This window comes from Paraburkholderia sp. RL18-085-BIA-A, from assembly GCF_046027075.1.
Taxonomy (GTDB): Bacteria; Pseudomonadota; Gammaproteobacteria; order Burkholderiales; family Burkholderiaceae; genus Paraburkholderia.
This window is the reverse complement of the sequence record NZ_JARESU010000004.1, coordinates 32,315-45,839: the sequence shown is the minus strand read 5'-3', so window position 1 is coordinate 45,839 and position 13,525 is coordinate 32,315. Positions and strand designations below refer to the sequence as shown.

Genomic DNA, 13,525 nt, shown 5'->3' with positions numbered 1-13,525 from the left:
TCTTCATGCCGACCTATTGCATCTTGGGCTCAAACGGTTCCGTCCTTACGACGTTTCAAAACAGCCAGCTATCGACGAATCAAAACGGCTATACCGAAATTCCGGTAGACGGTGGACAGGTGGGGCAGGTCTGGAACGGCACGGCATTCGTGGCTGGCCCGACGCCCGTCCCGCAGACGGTTTCCGCGGCGCAGATGATGATGGCGCTGAGCCAGCAGATGTACTACTCAGCCGTAACGGCGTACGTCAGTTCACTGCCGGTTGCTGAACAATTTGCGTTCAACCGTGCCGGCGACTTCGAAAGAAACGATCCGCTGATCAATTCCCTATCGGCCAATGTCCCCCTGACGAGCGCGCAGATTGATGCGCTCTTTATCGCGGCGGCCGCCGTCACGGTGTAACGATGCCTCAACAGCCAAGCGGTATCGGTGAATTCCAGATCGGCATAAGTCCGATAGGCGATCAGCCTTTCGACTGGTCGCAGACCATCTTAAGTCAGTATGCGAACAGTCCGATCATCCTGCAATGGATCGCATACTACTCGCAGTACATCGACCCGACGCAAAACATCGACGCGTTCTATGACCAGCTTTGGAACATTGAGACCGCTGTCGGATACGGCCTTGATGTTTGGGGCCGCATAGTCGGAGTTGCGCGGACTATTCCCGGTGCGACCCAAAAGTACTTTGGCTTCCAGGAAGCCGGAACGACAAGCGCTGATCCATTTAATCAATCGCCTTTTTATTCCGGCGAAGCGCTCACCGGAAATTCCACACTATCAGATAACGCATTCAGAACGCTGATTATGGCGAAGGCTGCCGCGAATATTTGGGATGGGTCAATACCCGGCCTGAATCTTATCCTGCGGACGCTCTTCCCAGGGCTCGTTTGCTACGTGACGGATGGCATGGATAAGACCATGACCTATAGGTTTCACTTCACGTTGACCGCATTGCAGATTGCCATATTGCAAAACACCAATGTTCTACCGAGGCCGGCTGGTGTCTTGGCAACCATAGTTCAAGGATAGATATGCAGGCTAGTCAAATACCGGTCAAGTTCCCGCTACCATTCGCAGCGGATGCACAGAGCGGCTATATCCGCCCGATTCCGACCCAGTCTCAGATACTGACAAGTCCCGGCGCAGCATCGCTGACCGATGGCTTCCCGCCGCTCACGTTCATCCCCGAGGGAGCCGGCGGTACCCCGCCCTTCGGCAAGGATATGAACGGCATCCTGAATCAGATAACCGCATGGATTCAGTGGGCCAACGCTGGTGGACCCGTTACCTATGACGCGGCATTTTCAGCTTCGATTGGCGGGTATCCGAAGGGGGCTTATCTAACATCTGCCAGCGGCGGCTCATGGTGGGTCAGTATTGTCGATAACAACACCACAAACCCGGATGCCGGCGGTGCTGGATGGGCTCCATTCTCTTTTCTGCAGAGTTACGCCGGCAATCCGAATGGCAATGTGGCTGGACACGCCGGGGTTCCCGGCCAATCGGCGCCATCGCTGATATGGGATACGACCGATACAGTTCTATGGGTCTGCAAAACCACCGGCACATCGTCGACAGCAGTCTGGACACCCGTCACAGGTCCGCTATCAGGTCTTGGTATCGGCGCCGGCCTCTTTAATGACGGCTCCGGAAATCTCGCAGCAACCGTGGGAGCGGTCTATGTCAATTCAAGTATTACGATCGCCCCCGGTTCTTATCTAGTCGATACATCGGCAGGCCCGCTCACGCTGACGCTCCCCGCGACCCCATCCAAGACCCCCTTCACTTTTATCGATGCAACTGCTTCGTGGGGTTCGACACCGTGGACGCTTGCGCGCAACGGCAACACGATCATGGGACAGGCGTCCGACCTGATCGTGAACGTCGCCGATCAACAATTCACCGCCTGGTTTAACGGTTCAGATTGGAGGCTTGTATAAATGCCAAAACTAAGTGACTTTTTGTCCGGCGGTGTTACATCCGTAGCGGGCACGCAAACCGTCCCTCCCGGTTGGATGGGTATGTTCGGAAATGGTTTATGGAGAACCTTTCAGGCTAATGGACCCTTCACTGTCCCCGCGGGTGTCTCGCAAGTTCGCGTTCGCGTTGTAGGTGGGGGATCTCCCGGTCAAGCCAATGGCCCTGGAGGTGCTGGCGCTGGCTATGCTCATGGCGTCTTCAATGTAACTCCGGGACAGCAATTCGCTGTTACGGTGGCGGGGGCGAGCGGCACATCATCATTCGGTGCGCTTATCTCAGCAACGGGCGCAGCAGGGACAACTCCTGGTGCTGGCATCGGCGGCACGTTTCAGGCGAAAGGCGGAGCATCGGGTGCATCGGCAAATAGCGGTGGCGGCGGTGCTGGATCTCAGCTTGGAGATGGCGGTTCTTCATTTGCTGGGGGTGGATCGGGCGGCGGTGGCGTAGCTGGCGGCTCATCCCTCGCGGCGCTATCTGGAGGCGGAAGCGCATTCGGGAACTCGACGAACGCCGCTGGAGCGCCGGATGTGTTGGGAAATTCTCCAGCAGGTAACGGTACGTCGAATGCAATTTCTGCTGTGTTTCGATTCCCATTCGATGGCTTCACTGGTGGCGGCGGCAGCGGCGGTAATGTCGCTGCTGGCATTGGTGGGCCCGGTGCCGGCGGAGGCGGGGGTTCCAGCTCCGCTGCAAGCGGTGGAATTGGGGGCGGCGGCGGTGGGACGACTGCTGCTGGCGGCGGTGGCAATGGTGGTATTGGCGCCGGGGGCGGGGGCGGAGTAACCGGAGGCACGGGCGGTCCCGGCCTCGTAGTTGTGGAGTTTTAAGAAATGACAACATACGCACGCATTAAAAACAACACCGCTGTGGAGGTGTTCGTGCCGCCTGCTGGGTTCACGCTGGCCGACTGCTTTCATGCTGATGTGGCGCCGTTGTTCGCGGAAGTCCCGGATGGCACGGAGGCTGGCGCAACGACGGCAGACAACCGCAAGACGTGGACGAACCCGCCAATTCAGCCAGCGTCGGCACCTGCCCCGACCGTGTACGACCTGCTCACGCCGACGCAGTTCTATCTCGCGTTCACGTCTAAAGAACGCCAGATGATAAAGGCATTGGCATCGGACAGCGGAATCCCTTCGACTAGTTCCCTTAATCCGACGCCTGGCACAGCCATTCCGAAGGATGCAGATATTGAGGAATTTTGGGCGACGTTTCAGATCGCGCTGACGGGCGGCGCACACATCGACCCGAATCTGGCGTCTACGCAGGAATCGTTGGGCTATCTCGCGAGTCCGACTGCGCCGACGCCGGTCGTCATCACGGCCGCGCGCATTCCGCAGATCCTCGCCGGCGTCGCGCAGTAATGTTGTGAATACGGGATAATGATGGCGTCCGAAAGCACTCATCCCGCAGTTTATGACTGACACAGACCCGAACACCCCGAGCGTTGAGCAGATGCACGCAGCAGCAGATGTATATGCTGCGGGTCGCTATGCTCAAGCGTTCGTCCTAGCACAAAAGTTGACCGAGAAGTTCCCGGAGCATTCTTTCGGCTGGAAACTGATGGGGACATCATGCGCACAGATCGGCCAGCATGAGATGGCAGTTGATCTGTTGCGCAAGTCGATAGCGATCTGGCCGTACGACGCCGAGGCGTATTGCAATCTGGCCGTATTTCTTGACAAGATTGGACAGCTCGAAGCATCAATTGAAAGTGGCATCTGCGCACTGGAAATCGAGCCCGATTACGCGGGGGCACACAATCAGGTTGGCTCAGTCTCTTACAGGATGGGTAGACTTGATGAGGCATTATCAAGCCTCTCCAATTCCATCCGGATTGACCCCGGGTACCAATTGGCGAGATTCAACCTCGGCCTGACGCTGCTTACGCTAGGACGATATGCGGAAGCGTGGCCCCTGCACGAAGACCGCAATGCAGATAGTGTTTATGGCGCACGAGGTTCTATTCCAGACTTGCCATTCCCTTTTTGGAGTGGCGAACCGCTACAGGGCAAATCGCTGTTGCTCTGGCCCGAACAAGGCTTCGGCGACTACGTCCAGTTTATCCGCTATGCCCGCCTGCTCAAGGGTCGCGGACTATCGCGCCTGACAATCCGATGCCCGGCGCCGCTCAAGGATCTGCTGGCAACGGCGACCGGGGTAGATGAGGTCATGACTGATTCAGAGCCCGTGCCGCCGCACGACTATTGGTCCTTCCCGCTAAGCCTACCGCTGCACTTCGGCACGACGGTGGACTCTATCCCCGCGTCACTTCCCTATCTGCGAGCGCTTCCGGATCGTCTGGACTGGTGGCGCGAGCGTCTGCCGAAAGGATTCAAGGTCGGGCTCGTCTGGAAGGGCTCGACGGTGCATGCAAACGACGCTCAGCGGTCGCTTACTGCACTCGATGCGCTTCGTCCGCTATGGAGCATCCCCGGCATCTCATTCGTCAGCCTGCAAAAGGGCGCCGGTGAAGACGAGGCGCGCGACACTGAACTGCCGATCGTTGACCTTGGCTCCGACATTCGCGACTTTGCGGATACCGCAGCAATCGTCGATCAGCTCGATCTCGTTATCTGCGTCGACACGGCCGTCGCACACGTGGCCGGCGCATTGGGCAAGCCATGCTGGGTGCTGCTGCCAGCGATCGGTTGCGACTGGCGGTGGATGCAAGATCGGACTGATTCGCCTTGGTATCCGGGAGCGCTGCGGCTGTTTCGTCAGAAGCGGCGTGGCGACTGGTCCAGCGTCATTGATGAGGTAGCAAACGCGCTGCGTGAGTTTGTGCGGTAAAGGAAGAACGAGCCGCCACTGAGCGGCACGAGTAACGCGAGGGCTCCTGGGAAATCAGGGGCCCGTTTCATTTGGGTCGCCAGTTGGCGGCCCTTTTTCATTTCCGGGGCCCGCATGTCCGATATCGACGCCATCAACGAGCGTTTGAACAAGGCCGATGAACGTTTCGGCAGAGGTGAAGAAAAATTCTCCGAATTCGCCGGGGCGCTGGCCGACATCAAAGGCCACCTTAAGAGCCAGGATCAAACCATGGCAACGATGGCCGCGAAGCTCGATACCGTCGTGACCGGGACCGATTCCATCGTCGGCATGTGGAGTGGCGGGGTCAAGACGGTGCGGTTCTTCTGCCGGCTCGCGGAGTCGTGGACCTTCCTGCTGCGCAAGGTCTTCATTCCGGTGGTGCTGCCATTGGTCAGCATCTGGGCGCTGTTCCGGATCGCGAACCATCAATCCCTGCCTGACTCGATCACCGCAGGCATCAAACTGATTCTGGCGACTCTATGAACCTCACCCTTCTCGAAGCCGAACTACGGCGCGATGAGGGCGTGCGCTACGTGCCGTATCTGGATACTCGCGGGTTCCATACCGTGGCCTGCGGTCACAACCTGGCCGCCTCACCGTTACCGGCCGGCTGGGCCTATCCGCTCACCGACGCACAGGTCAATCAACTCCTTGAGCGCGATATTTCAACAGGCCTTGCGAAGCTCGACAAGGTGCTGCCGTGGTGGCGTCAAATGGACGAAGTCAGGCAGCGGGTTATTGCGAACCTCGTTTTCAACATGGGGATTGGCAACGCAGCGCTAGGCACGGGCCTGCTCGGCTTCAAAAACACGCTTGCAGCCATGCAGCGCGGCTCGTATTCGGTCGCCGCGGCCGGGATGAAGGCGAGCGCATGGTACTCGCAGACCGGGCAGCGGGCCGTGCGCCTGTGTCAGGCGATGGAGACGGGGACTATGCCCATCGCGGCCAACGTCGCCTGATTATCTGCCAGACGCATTTTTCGCAAATACCCGTCTCACGCATAAGCCACGGAAACTGACATGGGTACTTTGACGGGTTCGACCGTAGCGAGTACCTCAGCGGTCAATCTCGCATCCCCGGCGCAGACCGACTGGATTCAGTTCCCGCAGAGTTGGACGACCCCGAACCGTAAGAGCGGCGGGGGAAGCCTGTTTGGCCTGCCGACCACACTTGGCGGAACGGGTGTCGCAAAGCTGACTTATGGCGATGATTCCCGCGGCTTTACGTGGACGAGCGGCACGCCGACTGCCAGCGGGACTGGCAGCACGGATGGTATCTACGCCCAGCGCAGTCCCGTGCCGGTCGCAGTGGGCGATGGTCTCCAGTTCACAGTCGTCGCCGACACGACGCCGCGGACACTGGTTATCTACTGGGGTGTGTACGACGCGGGCGCACAGATGGTGGCGACGCTGTCGGACGGCAGCGCGAGCGCGGTAACGCACACACCCACGCCGTCCGGTACTGGTCTTTCCGCAGATTACGTCACTACCCTTTCATACAGTGCGAACAGCGCCGGACAGACGCTGACGGTCGCGCTGACGCTGACGGCCGCCGGCCTTCAGGTGGACGGTACGGTTGCGCTTCAGGCGGCGAAGGTGCTCGCGTCGTCATCTGGCGCCACCTTTTCTGCCCCGCTTGCCGAAGCTGAAACGCTATCAGCCGCTCTGTCGACGTCGATCAGGGGCTCTGCTGCCCTCGCTGAATCCAGCTCGGTTGGCGCCGCACTGTCGACCTCTGTTCGGCTCACTGCATCGCTGGCAGAGAGTGGTGCCGCTGTCTCCGGGCTAACGACCGGCATCCGACTGGCATCCGGCCTCGTCGAATCGGGCGTGACCGCATCGAGTCTGACCACTTCCGTACTTCTGTCGGCCGCGCTCGCTGAGGCGGGATCGGTGAATGCAGCGTTCGCATCGAACGGCGCAACGTTCTCTGCGGCGCTGAACGAAACAGGGGCGATGTCAGCGGGGCTATCGACGTCGATCCGGCTTGCCGCAGCACTGCTCGACGCGGGCGCACTCAATGCGTCTTTCTCGTCGTCGTTTGTTACGGGGCTTGCTGCATCCGGCTCGCTTCAGGCGTCACTCGCGACCGGCATTCGCCTCGCGTGCGCGGCCAATGATTCGGGCTCACTATCTGCCGGGCTCACGACGCATCCGACGCTTGTCGCATCGCTTGCTGAAAGCGGATCGATTCAACCTGCCCTGCAAACGGTCGTATCGCTTTCCGCTTCTCTATCTGAAGGTGGAGCGCTCCTCGGTAGCGCGAAAACCGCGGTAGTCCTGTCGGCCGCGCTAGTGGAATCCGGCGCGCTCGCCCCATCGTTCGCAACATTCCTCGCTGCGGCTCTGGTTGAGCAGGGCTCGCTGGCCGCAACGGTCGGCATCCCAACAACGCAGATCGCCGCGGCGCTGGCCGATACCAGTTTGCTGCTGGCCTCATGGGCGGCGCCGAACCATCCGAGCGCGGTGACGATCGTCGTGGAAGCGGACCGGCGCATCTTCACGGTCACTGCTGAAACTCGAGTCTTGCCCGTTCCCTCGGAGCAACGGACTGTGAGCATCGCTGCCGAGACTAGAGACTTCGCTATCCCATTCGAACAACGGACCATCAAGGTCGCTGCATAACAAGCCCCGCAAGGGGCTTTTTCTTTTCCTGGAGCCGCACACATGGCGTCGTTCACGAATTTCGCACAGAACAAACTTCTCGACAACCTGCTGCGCGGCCAGACGAATACGCTGCCGGCGATCTTCTATGTCGCGCTGATTGCGGCGACGAAGGGATATGCGGCAACCAGCACTGCATACAGCCTGAACGATACCGTCATCCCCGCGACGCCCAACGGGCGAATCTACCGTTGCACCACGGCAGGCACGTCGGGATCGAGCGCGCCGACATGGCCGACGACCGCGGGTGGCACCGTGACCGATGGCACGGTCGTATGGACTGAACAGACGACGCAGCTGAACGCCGGCACGTTCACCGAAGCCGCGTACACGGGCTACGCGCGCGCTTCCTATGCCTCATCGCTGGCGAACTGGTCCGGCACACAGGGCGCAGGCACTGCCGTCGCATCGAGCGGCACGTCGGGCCTCGTGAGCAACAACAACGCGATCACGTTCGGCGCGCCGACGTCGGGCCCGTCAATCATCTTCGGCACGGTCCTGGTGGATGCGTCGACCTCGGGCAATGCTTGGACGTATGGGCCGCTTCAGACACCGAAAACGCTGAATTCAGGCGACGCGGCTCCGTCCTTCCCTGCCGCCAGCTTCTCCCAAGCGCTGAGCTAATCCCATGGTCACGGTGCAGAAAGATCCCGCCGCAACTTTGGACTACGGATTCGACCTCAGCGGGCCCGCAACGGCACTCGCTCATCCATGGCTCGCGCCGGGCGAAGCCGTCATTGATCTGACCGTGACGGCCGATACCGGATTGACCGTCACGGGCTCCAGCATCAACACCAATGCGAGCGGCGTTCCTGCTGCCCTTCTGCTCGCGTGGATTTCTGGCGGAGTGGCCGGCAACACCTACAACGTCTCGTTCAAGTTCACCACCAACTCCACTCCTCCCCGCACGGATTGCCGATCGCTGCAGATCAACTGTGCCCCGCGATAGTCGCCCGTACAACCATCTTTCAGCCCGCCGCGAGCGGGCTTTTTTACGCCTATGCCAATCATCAAACGCCTGGTCGATGCTGCGAAAGGCAAGCATCCGGTCACTGCTGCGCGCTCGGGCCACTGGTCGACAGTGCGCAAGCAACACCTAATCCTCCACCCAGTTTGCGAGTTGTGCGGCGGTTCTGAAGACCTCGAAGTGCATCACGTGCGCCCCTTCCATCTGCATCCCGATCTTGAGCTCGATCCGTCGAACCTCGTCACGCTGTGCGAGGCGAAGAAAGGCGGCATCAACTGCCATCTCGCGTTCGGCCATTTGGGCAATTTCCGCAGCTTCAATGTCGACGTGCGCGCCGATGCTTCGACGTGGCACGACAAGATCAAGAACCGTCCGCTATCGGACAAGGAGCAAGCATGAACAAGGCAATCATCAGCGGCGGCCTCACGGTAAGCGCCGCCGAACTCGTTCCAACGGTCGAATGGGCCTTGGCTGGCTTCCATGGCTCCGCGCCTACCAATCTGTCGGCACTCATCGCTGGCGCGATCGTGATGTCTCTGCATGCTGGCTATAACTACATCGCCGCACGTGCTGCAGCCAAGGTCGCGGCACCGGCCGCATGATCCGCATCGCGCTGTGCCTGCTGCTCGGCGGCTGCGTGCAAGTGCTACCCACTGTCGATCAAAGCCTGAATGTCGGCTGTTGCATTGCATACGTGGAGCTCAGCAAATCGACAAGCGGCAGCATCGAAGTCCAGAAATCCCCGACAAATTGGTCTGTCTCGGCCAAGGTCCATTCGAAGTTCTGAATCTCTCCGCAGTTCACCCCTGAAGGAATCCCCCATGAAATCGCTTTTCATTGCCGCGCTTGCGGCTGTTTGCGTCGCGTTCGCCGGTTGCGCAAATGCGCCGGCTCTACCCAGTCTGCAACAGCAATTTGTCCAGATGTGCCCCGTGGTCAATGCTGACTTGGCCGTTCTGGCGGCATCGCCGTCGCTGACCGTCGCGCAGCAGGATTCGATCAAACAGGTTCTCGTAGCCAACCAGTTGATTTGCTCGAGCGGCGCTCAACTGAACGTCACGAGCCTTCGCGCGTTCCACGACTCGCTTCTTCCGGTTGCGGTGGCCGTTGTTCAGGCGACGCCGGCAATTCCGAACCAACCGTTGGTGCTGCTCGCACTCCAGCTCTTCGGCCCGGTCGTTCAGGGTCTCGTCGATCAAGCCATTACGACGGTTGCGCCGGCTGCCTCAACTCCGGCTGCTGCTTCGGCTCCGGTTGCTTCGGCGCCTGTCGCTGCATCTTCTGCTGCGAGCAAGTAATGTCCCCGCACGATTACGCCTTGCTCGCACAGGAAGCGTATAGCGCACCTCCCGACATCGGAAAGGCAGATAGCGCATCGCGCGCCATCGTGCGCACAACCTCAGCCGGCTTGTGCATCGCCTTTCCGGGCACGGATAACCTTGATGGTTGGGGCGCTGACCTGGACTCAGTCCCGGTTGCAGTGCCTAGCGCTGGCGAGGTGCATCGCGGGTTCCTCGAAGCGTGGCGCGCTATCTCGGTGCCAGTGCTCGCTGCCGTTGCAGGAAAGCCGGTAACGCTGGTCGGCCATTCCCTTGGGGCAGCGATTGCCCTAATTGCGGCCATGGACATGACGATCTCAGGAAATCCACCCATCGCCGTGTTCGGCTTCGAGCCGCCGCGCGTGAGCCCGGATCTCAGTATCCGGGCGCTACTCGCCAAGGTGCCAGTGCATCTGTACAAGAACGGCAATGACCTGGTGCCCGACGTTCCGCCAGGCTGGCACCATGCCGCGCTGCTGACGCATATCGGAAAGCCGGCGCTGCCGTTTCCGAATATCCATGACCATGCTATTGCGCGCGTTATTGACGCGCTGACAGTGAGGGAGTCCGCATGAAAGACATGACACTTCGCCCTCAGTTCGTGGAATTCATGCCGGAAAAGCTTGAACAGGGTGTGCTATACGTTTCCGAGCGGTTCGGAACGGCAATCCACCTCTGTGCTTGCGGGTCGTGTGGCGAGAAGACGGTAACGCCATTCGACATAGGCGATCGCGGCTGGCTGTACACGCGCGACGCTCAAGAGCGCGTCACGCTGCACCCTTCCATCGGAAATTTCGCGATGCCGTGCCGGTCGCATTATTGGGTGCAGGAGAACCGTGTCGTGTGGTGTTGATCTCTCCGCCTAACAGCCCACCATATGTAAACCGCATCAACAGCCCAACCGCTGTATCCCGTCCGAGGCATTTCGCTTCGGACGCACCCCTCTCTAGCCCGCGTTCTGCGGCGCCATATCAATCTCAAACCTGCTCGTCACGAACTGGATCGGATCGCCCAGCCGTCCATTCAGTCGCCAAGTCTCATAGTCTTCAATCATGGTCGATTGGATGAAATGCGCGACTGTGCCTTCGATGCGATCCAAGGCGACGCGGACTTTCGGCGATCGCTCCAGATACGATGCAATGCCCTTGGCGCGATCTTCGATGCTGCCAAGAAGCGGTCCATAGCGGAACCCGTCAATCACTTGCTGCAAAGTTGGTTCGTCCATTCCTCTCCCTCTCGCCATTGGCGACGATCAATCCAGATTCGCCCGCACAGCATCGCGGACGTGGTTGGGCTTGGTGTCGTCGGCTGGGGCGGTGGTTTCGGTGCCCATTGGGCCGCGCCATTCCCAAAGCCTTACGGTTAGACGCCCGCGATAAGCATGATCCGTCTCTCCTGCTTCGCGCGGCAAGTTGACGTCGTTCATCGCTCCGATCGCATCAAGTCCGTATCCCGATTCGAGATATACGGTTTGACGCGGATCGATCAAACTCATCTTCAGCATCATCCCTCCAAATCAGCCCGCATCTGCGGCGCGTCTTTCCGAACAAACCACATTCCCCTACCCGGACCATGATGATAGGTCCATGGTGTCAAGCCGTTTGCCCTGGCGTATTCCGGCCCAATTCTGCGCAAGCCATTTTCCGCGCAGAATGCCCTGACCGCCATATGGTGGTTTTTCATGGCGCGCCGTGTCTTGTGCAGCACTCTCATCCTTCCTCCTTCCTCCAAGCCTACGTAAGTAGCGCTTCAGTTCTCTTCCCGATCTCAGCAGCATAGCGCGTGATAGTTCGGCGCATTGCGCCGAATTTACCGTCGGTATAGTCTTCATGGCATTCAATGCAGAATTGTTCGCCGTCTCCAGCGAATGCGGCGGGCCCGACATGGTTTCGGGTGTAACCGTGGTGCATTTTAAGATCCAACTTCATGGCTAGGCGAAAAGCATCGCCATCGTCGGTGAGCGGGTTCCATGTTTTCCAGCCAGTCGTGCGAGGCCCGCAATCGGATTCCTTCGACCATTCCAACGGAATTCCAATCGCCCTCGCCGCCAACTCCAGCAATTCCCTATCGTTCATCGCCTCTCCTATTTTCGTCCAAAACCCAATGCCGCAGCCCTGCTGTACCCAGCATGCTTGATTTTTAGCCAATCCCGCGACCTGCCCTTCTGGTACGTTGAATCAAGCCGCTTGGCAACCATGCCTTCAAGGTCGAGGCTCTGCGCTTGTTCAAAGACAAACTCGCCAGCAGCCTGCACCCCGCTCGCATAGATCAGCGTCCGTGTGTCGTCGAACGATTCCCGCAAACGCTCCTTGCGTTCCAGCAGTGGCAGGCGTCGCAGATCCTCGCCATCGACTGATAGCGCATCGAACACATAGAGTCTAGCCGGATCCGCTCCTGCCGCCGCCCGCACGTTCCGCGCTGTCCTCGTCACTGCGCGCCGTTGCAGCCGTTCGAATGACGGTCGCCCTGTAGCGTCGTCGACGGTCAACTCTGCGTCCCATGCGAAGTCGCCGGGGACTCTTGACACTGCGTCGACGATCTCGGGGAACGAGCCGTTGAACAGGTTTCCGTTCCGGCTGAACAGATCCACGCTCGCGCCGGCTTTGAGGATGAGGCAGCGAAAGCCGTCGTACTTGATTTCGTACAGCCACTCAGGGTCCGAGAACGGTCGGCGGTAGAGAGTCGCGAGCATCAGATCTGACGCATCCATGTCAGTCGGCGTCTGTCCACCGAACAGGCGCAAGCATCGGCTTCGTCGTGTCTATCCCCGCATTCTGCAACGCCGCGTCGATCGTTGCCAGTTCCGCGGCGAAGTCTAGCCTCCACGACTCGCCCTCGCTGGTCACGGTCATCCCGTTGTGGATCACAAGCGTGTAGCGGGCGAGCAATAGCGCTTGGATAAGCGGCGGCTGGTCGAGCCGGTCATCGGGTGTGTCTGTCATGGCGTCCTCCTGGGTGCAGGTTAGCAGCAGGAAGTGGGCCCAGTGTCAGACGGCCGAATCCGGAACTTCCTTCCCAAACTTGATTAGAACAAGCGCCCGCATCGCAGCTATGAGGGGTGTCGGGCCCTCACCGTCAGGCCCGGATATCTCGATGGCATTTACTGGCGATCCAGCATCAGCCTCCCACATGACCTTCTTGCCGCGGCTTTCCGAATCGTATCCCCTCCAGAATCCGATGCCTTCGCGCTCGATGATCGGGCCGCCCTGGCTCCAATCCTCGGAAGGATGCCACTCATTCTTGAAGCCGTTCGATGCCCATTCGCCCGTGAGCGATGATGGCACATCGTCTCGCGACGCATAGCCCAGTGCGCGAGCCACCCAAAAATCCAGCACAGCGCCTTCCAATTCAGCCGTTTTCATCGTTTTCCTTTTTCGGTTCGTCGTCTGAGCCTGTCGCGCGCACCCATGCCGAGCATCCTCTTTCCGGGTTTGCTCTGACCTGCCGGCGATTGCCGTCCAGACATAGCGCATGTAACCCGCCAGCGACGTCGCCGCCCCAGCGCTCACAGAGGCGGCAATGTCGGTCGGATGAGGAGTCGTTGAATAGGCCCATGGCGAACCTCGCGAATCACTGTATGAATGTACAGTATATCCGCAAAGTTTGACTTATTAGACAGCCCTTTCCGTGTCTAATAAATGCTCTCTGGTTGGCCGCAAAGCCGCGCCGGTTGTTGCCTGTTTCTTTAGCAGTGCATTAGACAGTGATTAGCTCCAAGCCTTACCTGTCGTGGCTAATCAATATGGCGAATCATCTGACGACGGAACAGCGTGCTCCGGTC

23 protein-coding genes are annotated in these 13,525 nt (G+C 59.6%); 17 read left to right on the top strand and 6 right to left on the bottom strand.

Annotation, left to right across the window (positions count from 1 at the left end; genetic code table 11):
* The first annotated feature begins 5 nt into the window (after positions 1 to 5).
* The 17 genes from P0D89_RS03800 (at position 6) to P0D89_RS03720 (ending at position 10,597) form a co-directional block, all read left to right on the top strand.
* Entirely contained in the window at positions 6 to 401 is a 396-nt protein-coding gene (locus tag P0D89_RS03800) for a hypothetical protein (RefSeq protein WP_408376109.1), read from the top strand.
* Between the two features lie 2 nt (positions 402 to 403).
* Positions 404 to 1,030 (top strand): DUF2612 domain-containing protein, encoded by a 627-nt coding sequence (locus tag P0D89_RS03795; protein WP_408376108.1) that lies wholly within the window; start codon positions 404 to 406, stop codon positions 1,028 to 1,030.
* 2 nt (positions 1,031 to 1,032) lie between these two features.
* Positions 1,033 to 1,941, top strand: a complete 909-nt coding sequence (locus P0D89_RS03790; protein WP_408376107.1) for a hypothetical protein — start codon at positions 1,033 to 1,035, stop codon at positions 1,939 to 1,941.
* A gap of 565 nt (positions 1,942 to 2,506) precedes the next feature.
* Positions 2,507 to 2,764 (top strand): hypothetical protein, encoded by a 258-nt coding sequence (locus P0D89_RS03785; RefSeq protein WP_408376106.1) that lies wholly within the window; start codon positions 2,507 to 2,509, stop codon positions 2,762 to 2,764.
* Positions 2,765 to 2,811: 47 nt separating this feature from the next.
* Entirely contained in the window at positions 2,812 to 3,345 is a 534-nt protein-coding gene (locus tag P0D89_RS03780; RefSeq protein ID WP_408376105.1) for a hypothetical protein, read from the top strand.
* A 52-nt stretch (positions 3,346 to 3,397) separates the two neighbouring features.
* Positions 3,398 to 4,774, top strand: a complete 1,377-nt coding sequence (locus tag P0D89_RS03775) for a tetratricopeptide repeat protein (protein ID WP_408376104.1) — start codon at positions 3,398 to 3,400, stop codon at positions 4,772 to 4,774.
* 114 nt (positions 4,775 to 4,888) lie between these two features.
* Positions 4,889 to 5,278: a hypothetical protein gene (locus P0D89_RS03770; RefSeq protein WP_408376103.1), complete on the top strand. Its 390-nt coding sequence runs from the start codon at positions 4,889 to 4,891 to the stop codon at positions 5,276 to 5,278.
* On the top strand, positions 5,275 to 5,754 hold the full coding sequence (locus P0D89_RS03765; RefSeq protein ID WP_408376102.1) for a glycoside hydrolase family protein: 480 nt from the start codon (positions 5,275 to 5,277) through the stop codon (positions 5,752 to 5,754). Before P0D89_RS03770 ends, P0D89_RS03765 begins: the two co-directional genes overlap by 4 nt.
* A gap of 60 nt (positions 5,755 to 5,814) precedes the next feature.
* Positions 5,815 to 7,419 (top strand): hypothetical protein, encoded by a 1,605-nt coding sequence (locus tag P0D89_RS03760; RefSeq protein ID WP_408376101.1) that lies wholly within the window; start codon positions 5,815 to 5,817, stop codon positions 7,417 to 7,419.
* Positions 7,420 to 7,461: 42 nt separating this feature from the next.
* Positions 7,462 to 8,082 carry a phage tail fiber protein gene (locus P0D89_RS03755; RefSeq protein WP_408376100.1) on the top strand — a complete coding sequence of 207 codons (621 nt, stop codon included), beginning with the start codon at positions 7,462 to 7,464 and terminating at the stop codon, positions 8,080 to 8,082.
* 4 nt (positions 8,083 to 8,086) lie between these two features.
* Complete coding sequence (locus P0D89_RS03750) at positions 8,087 to 8,407, top strand: phage fiber-tail adaptor protein (protein WP_408376099.1); 321 nt, start codon at positions 8,087 to 8,089, stop codon at positions 8,405 to 8,407.
* Between the two features lie 51 nt (positions 8,408 to 8,458).
* Positions 8,459 to 8,824, top strand: coding sequence for an HNH endonuclease (locus P0D89_RS03745; protein WP_408376098.1), 366 nt, complete (start codon positions 8,459 to 8,461; stop codon positions 8,822 to 8,824).
* Entirely contained in the window at positions 8,821 to 9,027 is a 207-nt protein-coding gene (locus tag P0D89_RS03740; RefSeq protein ID WP_408376097.1) for a hypothetical protein, read from the top strand. The genes P0D89_RS03745 and P0D89_RS03740 overlap by 4 nt, the downstream gene beginning before the upstream one ends.
* A complete protein-coding gene (locus tag P0D89_RS03735; protein ID WP_408376096.1) occupies positions 9,024 to 9,212 on the top strand; it encodes a hypothetical protein in 189 nt (62 codons plus the stop codon). The genes P0D89_RS03740 and P0D89_RS03735 overlap by 4 nt, the downstream gene beginning before the upstream one ends.
* Positions 9,213 to 9,246: 34 nt before the next feature.
* The gene (locus P0D89_RS03730; RefSeq protein WP_408376095.1) at positions 9,247 to 9,723 is read left to right on the top strand and encodes a hypothetical protein; all 477 of its coding nucleotides are present in this window, start codon (positions 9,247 to 9,249) and stop codon (positions 9,721 to 9,723) included.
* Positions 9,723 to 10,319, top strand: coding sequence for an alpha/beta fold hydrolase (locus P0D89_RS03725; RefSeq protein ID WP_408376094.1), 597 nt, complete (start codon positions 9,723 to 9,725; stop codon positions 10,317 to 10,319). Before P0D89_RS03730 ends, P0D89_RS03725 begins: the two co-directional genes overlap by 1 nt.
* The gene (locus tag P0D89_RS03720; RefSeq protein ID WP_408376093.1) at positions 10,316 to 10,597 is read left to right on the top strand and encodes a ubiquitination-like system serine protease family protein; all 282 of its coding nucleotides are present in this window, start codon (positions 10,316 to 10,318) and stop codon (positions 10,595 to 10,597) included. Before P0D89_RS03725 ends, P0D89_RS03720 begins: the two co-directional genes overlap by 4 nt.
* Before the next feature lie 93 nt (positions 10,598 to 10,690).
* Here the strand turns inward: P0D89_RS03720 and P0D89_RS03715 are convergent, their stop codons facing one another.
* The 6 genes from P0D89_RS03715 to P0D89_RS03690 all read right to left on the bottom strand — a co-directional run bounded on the left by P0D89_RS03715 (position 10,691) and on the right by P0D89_RS03690 (position 13,106).
* Positions 10,691 to 10,969 (bottom strand): hypothetical protein, encoded by a 279-nt coding sequence (locus P0D89_RS03715; RefSeq protein ID WP_408376092.1) that lies wholly within the window; start codon positions 10,967 to 10,969, stop codon positions 10,691 to 10,693.
* A gap of 27 nt (positions 10,970 to 10,996) precedes the next feature.
* A complete protein-coding gene (locus tag P0D89_RS03710; protein ID WP_408376091.1) occupies positions 10,997 to 11,251 on the bottom strand; it encodes a hypothetical protein in 255 nt (84 codons plus the stop codon).
* Between the two features lie 226 nt (positions 11,252 to 11,477).
* Positions 11,478 to 11,819 carry a hypothetical protein gene (locus tag P0D89_RS03705; RefSeq protein ID WP_408376090.1) on the bottom strand — a complete coding sequence of 114 codons (342 nt, stop codon included), beginning with the start codon at positions 11,817 to 11,819 and terminating at the stop codon, positions 11,478 to 11,480.
* A gap of 8 nt (positions 11,820 to 11,827) precedes the next feature.
* Positions 11,828 to 12,487 carry an ATP-dependent DNA ligase gene (locus P0D89_RS03700; protein ID WP_408376089.1) on the bottom strand — a complete coding sequence of 220 codons (660 nt, stop codon included), beginning with the start codon at positions 12,485 to 12,487 and terminating at the stop codon, positions 11,828 to 11,830.
* Positions 12,456 to 12,686, bottom strand: coding sequence for a hypothetical protein (locus P0D89_RS03695; RefSeq protein WP_408376088.1), 231 nt, complete (start codon positions 12,684 to 12,686; stop codon positions 12,456 to 12,458). Before P0D89_RS03695 ends, P0D89_RS03700 begins: the two co-directional genes overlap by 32 nt.
* Before the next feature lie 45 nt (positions 12,687 to 12,731).
* A complete protein-coding gene (locus tag P0D89_RS03690; RefSeq protein ID WP_408376087.1) occupies positions 12,732 to 13,106 on the bottom strand; it encodes a phage protein NinX family protein in 375 nt (124 codons plus the stop codon).
* Positions 13,107 to 13,525 lie beyond the last annotated feature (419 nt).

Bases quoted from the DNA above. Each gene is read 5' to 3' on its own strand.
- P0D89_RS03745 (WP_408376098.1), top strand. From the start codon at position 8,459: ATGCCAATCATCAAACGCCTGGTCGATGCTGCGAAAGGCAAGCATCCG.
- P0D89_RS03790 (WP_408376107.1), top strand. From the start codon at position 1,033: ATGCAGGCTAGTCAAATACCGGTCAAGTTCCCGCTACCATTCGCAGCG.
- P0D89_RS03730 (WP_408376095.1), top strand. From the start codon at position 9,247: ATGAAATCGCTTTTCATTGCCGCGCTTGCGGCTGTTTGCGTCGCGTTC.
- P0D89_RS03725 (WP_408376094.1), top strand. From the start codon at position 9,723: ATGTCCCCGCACGATTACGCCTTGCTCGCACAGGAAGCGTATAGCGCA.
- P0D89_RS03715 (WP_408376092.1), bottom strand. From the start codon at position 10,969: ATGGACGAACCAACTTTGCAGCAAGTGATTGACGGGTTCCGCTATGGA.
- P0D89_RS03720 (WP_408376093.1), top strand. From the start codon at position 10,316: ATGAAAGACATGACACTTCGCCCTCAGTTCGTGGAATTCATGCCGGAA.
- P0D89_RS03755 (WP_408376100.1), top strand. From the start codon at position 7,462: ATGGCGTCGTTCACGAATTTCGCACAGAACAAACTTCTCGACAACCTG.
- P0D89_RS03800 (WP_408376109.1), top strand. From the start codon at position 6: ATGCCGACCTATTGCATCTTGGGCTCAAACGGTTCCGTCCTTACGACG.
- P0D89_RS03690 (WP_408376087.1), bottom strand. From the start codon at position 13,106: ATGAAAACGGCTGAATTGGAAGGCGCTGTGCTGGATTTTTGGGTGGCT.
- P0D89_RS03705 (WP_408376090.1), bottom strand. From the start codon at position 11,819: ATGAACGATAGGGAATTGCTGGAGTTGGCGGCGAGGGCGATTGGAATT.
- P0D89_RS03750 (WP_408376099.1), top strand. From the start codon at position 8,087: ATGGTCACGGTGCAGAAAGATCCCGCCGCAACTTTGGACTACGGATTC.
- P0D89_RS03710 (WP_408376091.1), bottom strand. From the start codon at position 11,251: ATGATGCTGAAGATGAGTTTGATCGATCCGCGTCAAACCGTATATCTC.
- P0D89_RS03775 (WP_408376104.1), top strand. From the start codon at position 3,398: ATGACTGACACAGACCCGAACACCCCGAGCGTTGAGCAGATGCACGCA.
- P0D89_RS03760 (WP_408376101.1), top strand. From the start codon at position 5,815: ATGGGTACTTTGACGGGTTCGACCGTAGCGAGTACCTCAGCGGTCAAT.
- P0D89_RS03785 (WP_408376106.1), top strand. From the start codon at position 2,507: ATGTGTTGGGAAATTCTCCAGCAGGTAACGGTACGTCGAATGCAATTT.
- P0D89_RS03735 (WP_408376096.1), top strand. From the start codon at position 9,024: ATGATCCGCATCGCGCTGTGCCTGCTGCTCGGCGGCTGCGTGCAAGTG.
- P0D89_RS03780 (WP_408376105.1), top strand. From the start codon at position 2,812: ATGACAACATACGCACGCATTAAAAACAACACCGCTGTGGAGGTGTTC.
- P0D89_RS03740 (WP_408376097.1), top strand. From the start codon at position 8,821: ATGAACAAGGCAATCATCAGCGGCGGCCTCACGGTAAGCGCCGCCGAA.
- P0D89_RS03795 (WP_408376108.1), top strand. From the start codon at position 404: ATGCCTCAACAGCCAAGCGGTATCGGTGAATTCCAGATCGGCATAAGT.
- P0D89_RS03765 (WP_408376102.1), top strand. From the start codon at position 5,275: ATGAACCTCACCCTTCTCGAAGCCGAACTACGGCGCGATGAGGGCGTG.
- P0D89_RS03770 (WP_408376103.1), top strand. From the start codon at position 4,889: ATGTCCGATATCGACGCCATCAACGAGCGTTTGAACAAGGCCGATGAA.
- P0D89_RS03695 (WP_408376088.1), bottom strand. From the start codon at position 12,686: ATGACAGACACACCCGATGACCGGCTCGACCAGCCGCCGCTTATCCAA.